The 13,130-nt window shown below is 73.9% G+C and carries 9 protein-coding genes; 5 read left to right on the top strand and 4 right to left on the bottom strand.

Features of this window, described 5'->3' with window-relative positions; translation table 11 throughout:
• Window positions 1-4 precede the first annotated feature (4 nt).
• Genes MUE36_06245 through MUE36_06235 form a run of 3 tightly spaced genes read right to left on the bottom strand, consistent with a single transcriptional unit; the run spans window position 5 to window position 5,277 of the window.
• Complete coding sequence (locus MUE36_06245) at window positions 5-2,404, bottom strand: SMC family ATPase (protein MCU0310524.1); 2,400 nt, start codon at window positions 2,402-2,404, stop codon at window positions 5-7.
• Entirely contained in the window at window positions 2,394-3,563 is a 1,170-nt protein-coding gene (gene sbcD, locus MUE36_06240; GenBank protein ID MCU0310523.1) for an exonuclease subunit SbcD, read from the bottom strand. The genes MUE36_06245 and sbcD overlap by 11 nt, the downstream gene beginning before the upstream one ends.
• A gap of 7 nt (window positions 3,564-3,570) precedes the next feature.
• Window positions 3,571-5,277 carry an ATP-binding protein gene (locus MUE36_06235; protein MCU0310522.1) on the bottom strand — a complete coding sequence of 569 codons (1,707 nt, stop codon included), beginning with the start codon at window positions 5,275-5,277 and terminating at the stop codon, window positions 3,571-3,573.
• Between the two features lie 100 nt (window positions 5,278-5,377).
• On the opposite strand from MUE36_06235, the gene MUE36_06230 reads away from it, so the two are divergent.
• The 5 genes from MUE36_06230 to MUE36_06210 all read left to right on the top strand — a co-directional run bounded on the left by MUE36_06230 (window position 5,378) and on the right by MUE36_06210 (window position 10,647).
• Entirely contained in the window at window positions 5,378-6,208 is an 831-nt protein-coding gene (locus tag MUE36_06230) for a DUF6159 family protein (protein MCU0310521.1), read from the top strand.
• A 58-nt stretch (window positions 6,209-6,266) separates the two neighbouring features.
• A complete protein-coding gene (locus tag MUE36_06225; protein ID MCU0310520.1) occupies window positions 6,267-6,977 on the top strand; it encodes a crotonase/enoyl-CoA hydratase family protein in 711 nt (236 codons plus the stop codon).
• A gap of 163 nt (window positions 6,978-7,140) precedes the next feature.
• Window positions 7,141-8,706 (top strand): PAS domain-containing protein, encoded by a 1,566-nt coding sequence (locus MUE36_06220; protein ID MCU0310519.1) that lies wholly within the window; start codon window positions 7,141-7,143, stop codon window positions 8,704-8,706.
• Window positions 8,703-9,986, top strand: a complete 1,284-nt coding sequence (locus MUE36_06215) for an EAL domain-containing response regulator (protein ID MCU0310518.1) — start codon at window positions 8,703-8,705, stop codon at window positions 9,984-9,986. The genes MUE36_06220 and MUE36_06215 overlap by 4 nt, the downstream gene beginning before the upstream one ends.
• A gap of 49 nt (window positions 9,987-10,035) precedes the next feature.
• Complete coding sequence (locus MUE36_06210; GenBank protein MCU0310517.1) at window positions 10,036-10,647, top strand: polysaccharide deacetylase family protein; 612 nt, start codon at window positions 10,036-10,038, stop codon at window positions 10,645-10,647.
• A 12-nt stretch (window positions 10,648-10,659) separates the two neighbouring features.
• Here MUE36_06210 and MUE36_06205 read toward each other — a convergent pair.
• A partial coding sequence (locus MUE36_06205) for a glycosyltransferase (GenBank protein ID MCU0310516.1) occupies window positions 10,660-13,130 on the bottom strand: 2,471 nt, incomplete at its 5' end.

The raw sequence follows: 13,130 nt of genomic DNA, 5'->3' as shown, positions 1-13,130 counted from the left end.
GGCCCTACCGGTCGATCCGCTCGACCACGGCCCCGGTGGGGGTCTTGGTGACCGAGTAGCGGACGGGCAGGCGCTCGGCGAGCTCGGCGACATGGGTCACGATCCCCACCGTCCGCCCCTGGGCCCCCAGGTCCTCGAGCGCCCCGGCGACGGTGTCGAGGGTGTCGGCGTCGAGGGTGCCGAAGCCCTCGTCGAGGAACATCGACTCGAGTCGGGTGGCGCCGCCCGCGCCGAGGTGGGCGACCTCGTCGGCGAGGGCCAGCGCGAGGGCGAGCGACGCGAGGAAGGTCTCCCCCCCGGAGAGCGTGCGCGCCGAGCGCACCGCGTCGGCGTTGGCGTGGTCGATCACGCAGAAGTTCGACGTCCGCGGCTCGAGGGTGAGCGAGTAGGTGCCGCTGGACAGCGAGTGCAGGACACCGGTGGCACCGGCCACGAGGTGGCGCAGCGCCGCGTCGAGCACCCACTTCTCGAACCCGGTGGCGGACAGGTGCCGGGCCAGCTCCCGGGCCACCTGCTGGTCGCGGACGTACCCCGCATGGGCCTCCTCCAACGCGACGAGGGTCGCCGCCGCCGCCCGGCGGCGGTCGCGCTCGGCGGCGAGGCCGGCCCGGTGGTCGACCAACGCGTCGCGGGCGACCCGCTCGCCGAGCTCGACCCCGACGTCACGGCAGGCGTCGACGACGGCGTCGTGGAGCGCCGCAGCTTCCGCGGCCGCGCCGGCGGCGGCCGCGTCGGCGAGCTCGGCTCGCTGGCGGCGGGCCGGTTGCTCGCGGTCCGCCCAGGCGACGAGCGCGTCCCAGTCGGCGGCGAGGTCGGCCCGGCCGGGCGACGGCGGGCCCAACCCCGCCACGGTGTCGCGGGCCAGGTCGAACGCGGCGCGGGCGTGCTGCTCGGCTTCGACGGCCGTCCGCTCGGCGAGCTCGGCGGCGCGACGGCGGGCGCGACCGTCCTTCACGGACTGCTTGGCCACCCCGACCGCGGCGGTGGCGGCGGCGACCTCGGCTCTCACGGTCTCGACCGCCTCGAGCGACGGCAGCTCCTCGAGCGCCCCGCTCAGCCGGGCGATGCTCTCGTCGACCTCGGCGAGCTTCGCGCGGAGCCGGTCGAGCTCGGCGGCGGTGGCGGCCAGCTCCCGGTGCCGGTCGTCCCGGACCGACCGGGCTTCGTCGAGGTGCACCCGTGCCTCGATCAACGCCTCGGCGTCCGGATGGGCGGGGAGCTCGTCGACCGGCGCGCCGCAGACGGGACACGGGTCACCGGGGTGGAGCCCGGCACCGACCTCGGCCACGAGCGACGCCCGCTGGGCCGCGTCCCTCGTCTCCTCGGCCGCCCGGAAGGCGGCATCGGCCTGCTCGACCGCCGCCCGCGCCCCCTCGACCGCCTCGGACGTCTCCGCGACCAGGATCTCGCCGCGCGAGCGGCGCTGACGCTGCTGGGCGAGGTCGGCGTGGGCGGTCGCCGCGGCGTCGAGGCGATCGAGGGAGGGCAGCGCCGCACAGGCCGTCTCCGCCGCCTCGAGCGCCGCGGCCGCGGCGTCCTCGGCGTCGCCGGCGGCGAGGAGCTCGGCCCGGGCGGCGCCGACGGCATCGCTGGTGGCACCGACGCCCTCGGGGCGCACGACCGCGGCCAGCCGCTCGGCGTCGGCGCGGGCCGTGACACCGACGGCCGTCTCGGCCTGGACCACCCGACGCAGCTCGTCGAGGCGGGCCTGGTCGACGTCGATCCTCTCGATCAGCTCGTCGAGCACGGAGATCCTGGCCTCGACCTCGACCAGCGCGTCGGGGTCGGCGAGGTCGCGGGCAGCGGCGACGCGGTGCTCGACCTCGGCACGGGAACCGTCGGCCGCCGCCTCACGGATCCGGGCCAGGCTCCGCATCCGCTCGTAGAGGCCGAGGTCGAGCAGCTCGACCAGCAGCTTCTGGCGCTCCTTGGGCTTGGCGTGGAGGAACTGGGCGAAGTCGCCCTGGGGAAGCACGACGCACGTGGTGAAGTGCTCGAAGGTGAGCCCGAGCAGGCGGGTGACCGCCTCCGTGAGCTCGTCGGCGGTCCCGGCGAGCACCTCGTCGCCGTCCGGCAGCCGGCGGACGAGGCGCGCTTCCTTGGTGGTGGCGCCGTTGGCGGTGGCCCGCACGACCCGCACGGCCGAGTAGTGCGCCTCGCCCACGGAGAAGTGCAGCGCCACCCGCGCCTCGAGCCGACCCTGGCTGATGACCGGGGCCACGAGGCGCCGATCGCCGTAGCGGGGCACGACGCCGTAGAGCGCGAAGCAGACGGCGTCGATGACGCTCGACTTGCCTGCGCCGGTGGGGCCCGAGAGCGCGAAGAGGTCGGCGCCGGTGAAGTCGATCTCGACCGGCTCGCGGAACGCCGTGAAACCGTGGAGCTCGAGTCGCTCAGGGCGCATCGGCGTCACCGGCCTCGGCCTGGACCGCTTCGTCGTGCAACTCGTCGAAGAGCGCCACCAGCCGCTCGTCGTCGATCTCTCGATCACGCAGATAGCCGGCGAACTGGTCGCGCGGTTCGAGACGGTCGGTTGGGGTGTCGGCGGCGGGGTCGAAGGGGCGCTCCGGGGCGTCCACCCGTATGTCGACGGCATCGGGGAAGAGCTCACGGACCTCGTCGGCGAGGCCCACCCGCGTCCGCTCGTGGACCACGACCCGCACGTACGCGTCGTCGCCGGGCCGCACCTGCTCGCCGAGCTGGCCGAGGGTGCCCGCGACGGTGCGGAAGGCGCGGCCTCCCGAGAGCTCGACCGGTTCGACCTTCGCCGGGGTGCGGGGCAGGGCCTCCACCAGCAGCGCACCCTTCACGTCGTGCTGCTCGCCGAAGTCGAGGGCCAGGGGCGAGCCGGGGTACCAGATGGGGCAGGGACCGGCGATGCGCTGACCCCTGTGCAGGTGGCCGAGGGCCACGTAGTGGGCCGAGCCCGGGAACGCCGTGGCCGGCACGGCGTACTCGAACACGGTGTGGGCGCCGCGTTCGCCGCCCCCCATCACCCCGCCGACGACCATGGCGTGCGCCACCACGATGTTGACGGTGTGGTCCTCGAAGCCCGTGGCCAGGACGGCGACGATCCGGGCGAGTCGGTCGGCGTACTGCATCGAGTGCTGGTCGGCCCCTGCACCCATGAGCTCGTCGACCCCGATCACGTGGCGCTGCGACACGAACGGCACGAGGGCCAGGCGCACCGGCACCCCGCCGGCCTCGAGCGCCACGACCCCGCCGGCGGCGGGCGGGACCACGGCGGTGCGGACGTGGACGGCCGCCTGCTCGAGGAGCGGGGCCACGGCGGCCAGGCGGCGGGGGTTGTCGTGGTTGCCGGAGACCACCACGACGGGGCGACCGCCACGGCCGAGGTCGAGGAGGGTGCGGTACACGATGCGCTCGGCGTCGGGGGTGGGAGCGGCGGTGTCGAACAGGTCGCCGACGACCAGCACGAGGTCGACCGCCTCCTCGTCGGCGACGCGCACCAGGTCGGCCAGGACCGCCTCGTGCTCGGGGATCCGTGAGCGACCCCGCACCGTCCGACCCACGTGCCAGTCGGCGGTGTGCAGGAGCCTCACCGTGCCCTCACGACGGCAGCCCGGCGAACGGGTCCTCCGGCTGGTCGCCCGCCGCCGGGTTGGCGCCCGCCTCGCTGGCCCGCGTGGCCCACGCCGGAAAGGGGAACTGCACCATGAGCGGGACGGGGAGCTCGGGCTGGGCGACGATCATCGTGCCGGGCTTGATGATGGTGGCCCGTTGGCGCTGGGCCGGCGGGAGGAAGCCGTACTCCCCCCGGGCCGCTTCGGCGGGGTCGAGCCGGCCCACCACCCGCACCGCCGAGTTGGCCACGATGCGGCGCTCGACCTCGCTGGCCGTCTGCTGCGCGCCGATGAGCACGATGCCGAGGGAGCGACCGCGCTCCGCGACGTCGAGGAGGATCTCCTTGATGGGGCTCCAGCCCTCGCGGGGGGCGTACTTGTTGAGCTCGTCGAGGACGACGAACTGGAGCGGCCTCGCCACCCCGCTGCGCTCCTTGGCGAGGAACTGCTTGCGCAGCGTGACCCCGACGACGAAGCGCTTGGCCCGGTCGTTGAGGTTGTGGAGGTCGACCACGGTGACCTGGGCGTCGTCGCGGATGCGGTGCCGGACCGGGTCGGGCACGTCGCCCCGGACGAGGTGGTCGACGTGACGGACCGATCCGGCGAGACGGCGGATGAAGGCGTTGACCGTCCCCTGCCCGACCGCACGTCCGGCCCAGCGCTCCCGCTCGTGGTCGTCGTCGCCGTCGATCTTGTCGTGGATCACCTCGACGAGCTCGCGGAAGGTGCGGACCGTGCGACCGTCGACGCTGACGGCGCCCTCGCCGCTGGGGCGGGCATCGGCGGCGAGGCGGGCGGTGACGTTGTGGACGACCAGCGTGTACTGGGCGCGGTCGTCCTCGGTGTCGGCGAAGAGGAACGGCAACAGCTCCTCGGCGCAGAACTCCTCGAGCGTCCAGAAGAACGAGGTGACGCCCAGGGTGCGGCTGGCCACGTCCGGGGCGGCGTCCGGGGCGCCCCGGCGGGGAGGGGCGAAGACGGCCACGCTCGGGAAGGCGCCGGGGCTCAGCCCGACGGCGCGGTAGCGGGCGGCCTGGTCGTCGGAGAGCCGCGTGTTCGGGTGGTCGAGGAAGAGGAGGTCCTCGCCCTTGACGTTGAAGACCAACGCCTTGGTGTTGACGGCCTCGGCCCCCAGCACTCCCGAGGTGAACAGGCCGTAGAGCAGGAACGTGGCGTAGGTGGTCTTGGTGGCCACGCCGGACACCCCGCTGATGTTGACGTGGGCGCCCCGGGTGCCGTCGAGGAACTCGAGGTTCAGGTACATCGGCTCGTCGTCGCGAGACAGCCCCGCGGGCAGCAGGTGCTCCATGCCGTCGAAGAAGAGGGCGTGGTCGCGGGCCGCGCCGGTGGCCCGGTGGACCGGCGCGCCGGGGAGCGGGGGCACGAAGATCTCGGGCTCGAAGCGGGTGGCCTGGACCATCGCCGCCTCGCTCACCTCGGCGGGCAGCACCCCGTCGGCCACCAGGAACACGTCGGAGTCGAACCGGGCCCCCTCGTGGCGGGCCCGGACCTGACCGACCACCCCCGAGATCCGGACGGTCCGGCCGTCGGGGAGGGGCCGCTCGCAGGTGACGACGTCGTCGAGCTGGAGGAACGCGCCCTCCCCGACCGCCGCCCAGAACTCGAGGGGTGTGGCGTCCTCGGTGCCGATGACCCGGCCCTCGGGTCGCGATGGGTCTGCCGCGTCGTCCACGGCGCCCACCCTAGGCAGCGGCTGCGACAGGGCTCCGGACCCACCCGCCGGCGCGACGGTCCGCTCCGGCGACGCCGTCGCGCCGGTACGGTGACCGGCCATGGGTCGCTTGAAGAACAGCTGGGACCTCACCAAGCAGAGCGCGTCGGTGCTGCGCAAGGACAAGGAGCTGGCCGTCATCCCGGTCGTGTCGGCCGCCGCCTGCGCCGCCATCGCCCTCCTCTTCGGGGGCGCGGTCTACACGACGCTCACCATCGTCTCGGATCCCGCCCCCGGGCAGGACGGCGTCCAGGCCTCCCCCGTGAGCTACGCCGTCGGGCTGGTCGGGCTGTTCTTCATCGGGATCGTCGCCCAGTTCTTCACCGCCGTGCTCATCGCGGGCGCCAACGAGCGCCTCGCCGGGGGGAGCCCCACCCTGTCGAGCGCCGCCGCGAAGGCCTGGGAGCACTTCACCCCGGTGGTGGCGTGGGCGGCCATCAACGTCACCGTCGGCCTCGTCCTGTCGGCGATCGCCGACCGTACCGGTCCGCTCGGGGACGTGGTCCTGCGCCTCGTCGGCGCCGCCTGGAACGTGGTGACGTGGCTCGCGCTCCCCGCCATCGTCATCGAGGGGACGGGGCCCGTCGAGGGGATCAAGCGGTCGGTGCACCTGCTCAAGACCACCTGGGGGGAGAACCTCATCGCCCAGGGCGGCCTCGGCATCATCACCTTCCTGGTCACCCTCGTCGGCGTCGTCGTCCTGGGCGCGCTGAGCGCCGTCGTGCCGATCGTGGGCATCCCGCTCCTCGTCGTCTACATCGGGGTCACCAGCGCCGTGCTCTCGGCGCTCGGCGGCATCTACCGCGCCGCCCTCTACCGCTACGCCGTCGGGCTGCCCAACGGCGAGGCATTCTCCGACGCCACCCTCGCCGGCGCCTTCCGGGCCCGCTGAGCGCCGGCGCCGAGCGGTCCACGGCGGGCCGGCGTCCCGGCCCTGCCATGCTGGGTCGATGACCGACACCGTGACCTCCACCCTCGACGGCCAGGTCGCCGTCGTCACCGTCGACGACGGCAAGGCCAACGCGCTCAGCCACGACGTCATCGCCGCCGTCCACGACGCCCTCGGGGAGGCCCGCACCACCGCCGGAGCCGTCGCCCTGGTGGGGCGCCCGGGCCGCTTCTCCGCCGGGTTCGACCTCACCGTGATGCGCGGTCCGGTCGACGGTGCCCGTGACCTGCTGAAGGCCGGCGCCGAGCTGGCCATCGAGATCTACGAGTACCCCCTGCCCGTGGTCATCGGGGCCACCGGTCACTCCCTGGCCATGGGCGCCATCCTCCTCCTCGCCGCCGACACCCGCATCGGCGCCGAGGGCGACTTCAAGATCGGCATGCCCGAGGTGGCCATCGGCATGCCCCTCCCCCGCTTCGCCGTCGAACTGGCCCGCGACCGCCTGTCCCGCCGCTGGTTCACCTCGGCCTCGGCCCACGCCGAGGTGTTCGACCCGGCCGGCGCGGTGGCGGCGGGCTACCTCGATCGACTGGTCCCGGCCGACGACGTGATCGCCGCGACCACCGAGCACGCGGCCCACCTGGCGTCGACCCTGCGGCGGGGCGCCTTCGTGGCCACGCGAGCCAACGCACGGGGCGAGCTCGCCGCCCGCCTCCGTCACGATCTCGCCACCGACGTGGCCGAGTTCGTGGTGGAGCTCCCGTCGGACTGAGCTCCGAAGCGGCCCCTCGGCGCCGGAGGGGGATCCCGACCGTCAGGGGGCCATTCGGCCCAATTGACCGACGCAGGCAGTTTTCGCTGTGGCCGTCGACGATCGGCGCCGATCACTCCAGTGGTCGGGTCGCGCCGTCGGCGCGGGCGCGGCCGGAGCGACGATGGCGACGAACAACGCGGAGGACGTGGAGTGGCATCCCGGCGGGGGGGACCGCCCCGCGCCCTCGCGACTCTCCGCGCTGGTCGACAACTCGGCGGCGCTCATCAGCCTGAAGGACCCGTTCGGTCGCTACCAGTTCGTCAACCGCGCCTTCGCCGACCTGCTGGGTGTCGAGGCCGAGCGGCTCGTGGGCACCAACGACTTCGACCACTGGCCCGACGCCGCCCCCACCCTGCGGGGCAACGACCAACGGGTGCTCACCGCCCGGGAGGCCGCTCAGTTCGAGGAGGTCGTCGACCTCGCCGACGGACCCCGCACATGGCTGGCGCAGAAGTTCCCGGTCCTCGATCCCGACGGCGTGCCGACCGCGGTGGGCAGCGTCGCCACCGACATCACCGAGCTCACGAGGGCCAACGCCACCCTCGCGGCGCGCGAGCGGGTGCTGTCCACCGTGATCGGGGCCTCTCCCGACGTCATCACGATCGCCGAGCTCGACGGCACGATCCGCAGCACCAGCGTGGCCTTCGAACGGGTCTTCGGCCACCCGACCCGGGCGATCGTCGACCAGTGCCTCTTCGACATCGTCCACCCCCGGGACGTCGGTGCGTTGCGCCACGGCTTCGGGGCGCTCGTCGACGCCAGCGACCGGCGGTCGACGTTGCGTTTCCGGGTCCGACGCCCCGACGGGCGGTGGGTGACGATCGAGGCGCACGCCCAACTGATGCTCGACGAGCACGGCGCCCACGACGGCGTGGTGATGGTGAGCCGTGACGTCTCCGATCGCATCGCCCTCGAGGCCGAGCTGCGGTCGGCGAAGGAGGAGGCCGAGCGGGCGAGCCTCGCCAAGAGCGAGTTCCTCTCGCGGATGAGCCACGAGCTGCGCACCCCGCTCAATGCCATCCTGGGCTTCGCGCAGCTCCTCGAGGTCGAGGGCCTCGACGCCCCGCTCACCGGCCACGTCGACCAGATCCTGCGGGCCGGCGACCACCTGCTGCGACTGATCAACGAGGTGCTCGACGTCGGCCGGGTGGAGTCACCCCACCTCTCCCTCCACCCCGAGCTCGTCGACGCCGTCGAGGTGCTCGCCGGCGCGGTGGGACTGGTGGGCCCGCTGGCCGACCGGGCCCGGGTCGACCTGGTCGGCCCTCCGCCGCACCCGGGAGGCGTCGTCGTCCATGCCGACCGGCAGCGGCTGACCCAGGTCCTGTTGAACCTCGTGTCCAACGCCATCAAGTACAACCACCCGGGTGGGCGGGTCGAGGTCGGCGTCGATGCCGCACCACCCGACGAGGGACCCTTCACCCGCATCTGGGTGACCGACACCGGGCCGGGGCTCAGCCCCGACCAGGTGGCGCGCCTCTTCGTCCCGTTCGACCGCCTCGGCCTCGAGCACGCCGGCATCGAGGGCACGGGCGTGGGCCTGTCGCTGTCACGGAGCCTGGCCGAACGGATGGGCGGGGCGCTCGGCGTGCGCTCCACTCCCGGCGGGGGCTCCACGTTCTGGATCGACCTCCCGACGACCGGCGCCGGTGTGACCGCGCCCGATCGCCAGGAGGTGACGGCATGACCGTCCCGGCTCCCGTGACCGGTGCCGCCCGACCGGGCAGCCAGGTCCGGATCCTCATCGTCGACGACGAGCCGACGAACCTGACGGTGCTGCGCCACATGCTCGAGAAGGCCGGCTACGCCAACCTCCTGACGATCGACGACCCGACGGTCGCCGTCGAACGGTTCTGCAGCTTCGAACCGGACCTCGTGCTGCTCGACCTGCACATGCCCGGTCTCGACGGCTTCGGCGTCATGAGCCGCCTCGCCCCCCTGATCCCCCCCAACGGCTTCATCCCCATCGTGGTGCTGACGGCCGACATCACCGACGCCACCCGGGAGCGGGCGCTCGCCCTCGGGGCCCACGACTTCCTCACCAAGCCCTTCCGCTACACCGAGCTGCTGCTCCGCCTCGCCAACCTCCTCGAGACCCGCGCCCTCACGCTCCAGCTCCAACGCGACAACGCCCTGCTGGAGGCCCGCGTCGCCGCGCAGGCGTCCCACGACCGGGCCGACGACGAACGACGTCGTTCGGCCAGCCTCCGGATCCAGGCCCTGCTGGACGCCGACGAGGCCGGCACGGCCACGCCGGCCGGGCACCAGCTGACGATGGTGTACCAACCGGTCGTCGACCTCGAGGACGGGCGCATCCAGGGGGCCGAGGCGTTGGCCCGCTTCGGCGTCGACGCCGACGTCAGCCCGGCCACCTGGTTCGCCGACGCCGCGGCGGTCGGCCTCGGGACCCACCTGGAGCTGGCGGCCATCCGACGCGCCGTCGCCGGGCTCCACATGCTCCCCCCCGACACCTTCCTGTCGGTGAACGCCTCGGCGGCGACCATCACCTCGCCGGCGCTCGGCCCGGCCCTCGCCGGCGTGCCGACCGACCGTCTCGTCGTCGAGCTCACCGAGCACGATTTCGGCATCGACCCGCGAACCCTTCTCGAGCCGGTGCAGCGCCTCCGCGCCCTGGGGAGTCGCCTCGCCATCGACGACGCCGGCGCCGGCGCGACCAACCTCCAACAGATCCTCGACCTCGCCCCGGACGTCATCAAGCTCGACCGACGCTTCCTCGAGGGCCTGGCCGACGACGCCGTGAGCCGTGCGCTGGCCACCGCATTGGTGAGCTTCGCCGCCGAGACAGGGGCGACCCTCGTCGCCGAGGGCCTGGCGACGATCGCCGACGTCGACGCGGTGCGGGCCATCGGCATCCGCCTCGGCCAGGGTCACGTCCTGGGCGAGCCCACCACCCTGCCGTTCGACCCGGCCGCACCCGGCGCCCTCGTCCACCGGTCCCACGCCTGAACCCACCCGGACCACTCGGCCGGGTCCGCCCACCCGGTAGCGTCGAGACATGGTCGGGGTGGTGCGAAGGGTGCACGAGCTGGACGGGACCCGACCCGACCCCCTCGACCCGGTGGTGGCCCTCACCTTCGACGACGGACCGGGGCCGTCCACCGCCCCGGTGCTCGACGCCCTCGCCGCCACCGGGACCCCCGCGACCTTCTTCGTGCTCGGGGCGAACGCCGACGCCGATCCGACGATGGTGGCCAGGACCGCCGCCGACGGCCACACGATCGGGACCCACACGTGGAGCCACTCACGGCCCGACGAGCTCGGCGACGAAGGCATCGTCGCGGAGACCCTCCGAGCCAACGCGCTGGTCGAGGAGTTGACCGGTCGACCCGTGCGCCTCATGCGCCCCCCCTACCGCACCTCCTACGCACCGCAGTGCGCCGCCGCCTTGGCGCCGTTCGGCCTCACCACCGTCATCTGGAGCGTCGACCCGCGCGACTGGGACCACGACGACCCCGACGACATCGTCGAGGGGGTGCTCACCCACCTCCACCCCGGGGCGATCGTGGTGCTGCACGACGGCGGCCGGGAACGCCCCGCCACGGTGGCTGCCCTGCCGGGCGTGGTGGCGGGCGCCACTGCGCTCGGGTACCGGTTCGTGGCGCTCTGAGGGCCCGGGCGATCAGCCCGGCCCGGACCAGCGCCCGGCGAGGCGTTGCCGCTCGAGCTCCGCGGTGAGGTCGCCGGCCGCCGCGAGGTCCGCGTCGAAGCGCTCGCGGGCCCGCCGGTACAGGACGAGGTCGAGGGCGTTGCGGTCGCGGATCATCGCCACCACGGACTCGGGCAGCTCGTCGCGGGGTGCCGCACCGCTCCTGTTCTCCCGCCGGTACGCCGGGTAGCCCCATCCGAGGGCGCGGCGGAAGAGCAGGAGCGACTCGTCGAACCGATCCTGCAGACCCACCAGGACATCCGGTCGCCCGACGGCGTCGAGGGCCCGCTCGAGCGTGGCCTCGTCGGCGGGGCGCCCCGGATCGAGCACGTCGCCGCCGAGCAGCCTCGCCTGACCGTTGTTGATCAGGGGAGCCCACGGCGAGGCCATCACGTAGTCCTCCAGGGACCGCACCCCCTCGAGGGCCCGCGTCCGCTTCGCCAGGTGCGGCCGGGCCCTGAGGAACTCGTAGTGCGACACGATGCGCTCGACGGGGTCTCGCAGCATCGTCAGGTAGACGTTGCGGCCCGGGAGGTACCGGTCGATCCCGATCGCCATGTGACCGGCCACCGCGGCGATGGCGGCCCGATCGGCGGCGTCGGACTCGACCACCTCGGCGATCGACGTCCCGTCCTCGTCGTAGACCCGCACCACCGTCCGGGGGGCGATCTCGCGCTCCAGGATCCTGAGCAGGGTGGTGCCGGCCGTCTTCGGCAGGTGGAGGAAGATCGGGCGGGCCTCGGACCACGGGGCCACCGACCCGGAGCGCACCCGCAGCGGGGCCAGGAGCGCGGACCGGGATCCACCGGTGACGTCGCCGGAGGCACGACCCGTCCGGGTCGTCGGCCTGCGCTGCTCCGCCCGGCCACCCAGCCAGGCCGCGGCGATGCCGAGCCGGACGAGGGGCCGGGCCCGCCGGTACTCCTCCCGCAGCTCGCCGCCCCACCGGTCGACGTTGGCGTCGATGCGGGCCAGGCGACGGGACCGATAGCCAGCGAAGTAGGCGCGGACCCGCTGCTCCTCGGCCGGACCTGGTTCGAGGCCCCGGAGGAACTGGGTCTGGGCACGGCCCCGGGCGAAGTGGCGTCGGGCCAGCTGCCACGGCCACCGGGACCGGTTGTGGTGCACGAGGGGGACGTCGGCGGCGCGGTAGGCCGAGGCGCCGCTCCGGAAGAGCCGTTCGTTGACCCAGGTGTCCTCGCCGGCCCGGATGTCCTCCGGGAACCCGCCGATGGCGACCAGCCGGTGGCGCTCGTAGGAGCAGTGCGCGGGCGGTGCGGACAGCGGTTGGGAGGGTCGGCCGGGGAGCACGGTGGAGTGGTCGAGGAAGTACGCCGCCCACCCGGCACGACTGTCCGTGCCGTTGCGGGTCGTACCGGTGACCATGGACCACCCGTCGTCATGGGCCCGCACCCGCGCCGCGAGGCTGCCCGGGGGGAGCTCGACATGTGATCCGGGGAACGACACGTAGTGGCCGCGGGCCAGCCGGAGGCCGGCGTTGCGCGCTTCCCCGGGCAGCGCCGGGTGGTCGAGCTCGAGGACCGTCACGCCGGGGAAGCGGTCGCGCACGATCGATGCCGTGCGGTCCGTCCCGCTCGTGACGACGATCACCTCGAACGGCTCGTGGCAGTCCTGGGCGACGACCGAGCGGACCGTGCGCTCGATGCGGTCCTCGTCGTCACGGCTGATGACGACGGCGCTGAGCGCCGGCGCCTCCGGGTCATACGCCTCGATCGCGGCGTCGGCGTCAGGTCCGGAGGCCCGTTCGGTGGCGGGGAGGACGACGGGGAGGTCGGTGGGGCGCGGGGCGAAGACCCGGAGCTCGCCGGGCTCGTCGAGCAGGTGGTCGTAGCCCGCCTGGAACTCGGTGTCCCGATCGGCCTCCCGGTACTTGGCGTGGCGGGCCCGGCGTCGGGGCCCGTCGAGGCCGGCGAGGTGCTGGATGCGCAGCGTCGTCCGCACCCACCGATCACGGGGGATGGAGGTCGGGACCGGCACGAAGTGCAACCGTTCGGCCGGCAGTTCGAGCCCCGGAGCGAACGCGAAGAGCCGGTAGACCCAGAGGCCGTCACGGTCGTAGTGGTCGAGGCCCCCGATCATGCGCAGGCAGCGCATCCCGTAGGCCAGGCCGGGCAGCGCGTCGGCGTCGAGGAAGTCGCGCAGTGCGGCGGCGTCGTCGGGAGAGATCCGCTCGTCGGCGTCGAGGAAGAGCACCCAGTCCGGGTCCACGTCGGCTGCAGCGTCGAGCAGGCGCGCCCGGTTCTCCCGGTCGTCCCATCCCTCGTAGGTCTCGCGACGCGGGTTGCGCAGCACCACCTCCACGAGCGGGTGAGCGGCGAGGAGGGCACCGGTGGCGTCGGTGCTGCCGTCGTCGAGCGCCACCACGGCGTCGGCGAAGCGCTCCACGCTCTCGAACCACCCCGGCAGGTCCTCGGCGGCGTTGC

This window comes from Acidimicrobiales bacterium (assembly GCA_025455885.1).
Taxonomy (GTDB): domain Bacteria; phylum Actinomycetota; class Acidimicrobiia; order Acidimicrobiales; family Acidimicrobilacustridaceae; genus Rhabdothermincola_A.
The sequence above is the reverse complement of the archived record's forward strand: the minus strand, read 5'-3'. Positions and strand labels throughout refer to the sequence as shown.

Coding starts and splice junctions, on each gene's coding strand:
- MUE36_06245 (MCU0310524.1), bottom strand. CDS start 2,404: ATGCGCCCTGAGCGACTCGAGCTCCACGGTTTCACGGCGTTCCGCGAG.
- MUE36_06230 (MCU0310521.1), top strand. CDS start 5,378: ATGGGTCGCTTGAAGAACAGCTGGGACCTCACCAAGCAGAGCGCGTCG.
- MUE36_06225 (MCU0310520.1), top strand. CDS start 6,267: ATGACCGACACCGTGACCTCCACCCTCGACGGCCAGGTCGCCGTCGTC.
- MUE36_06220 (MCU0310519.1), top strand. CDS start 7,141: ATGGCGACGAACAACGCGGAGGACGTGGAGTGGCATCCCGGCGGGGGG.
- MUE36_06215 (MCU0310518.1), top strand. CDS start 8,703: ATGACCGTCCCGGCTCCCGTGACCGGTGCCGCCCGACCGGGCAGCCAG.
- MUE36_06210 (MCU0310517.1), top strand. CDS start 10,036: ATGGTCGGGGTGGTGCGAAGGGTGCACGAGCTGGACGGGACCCGACCC.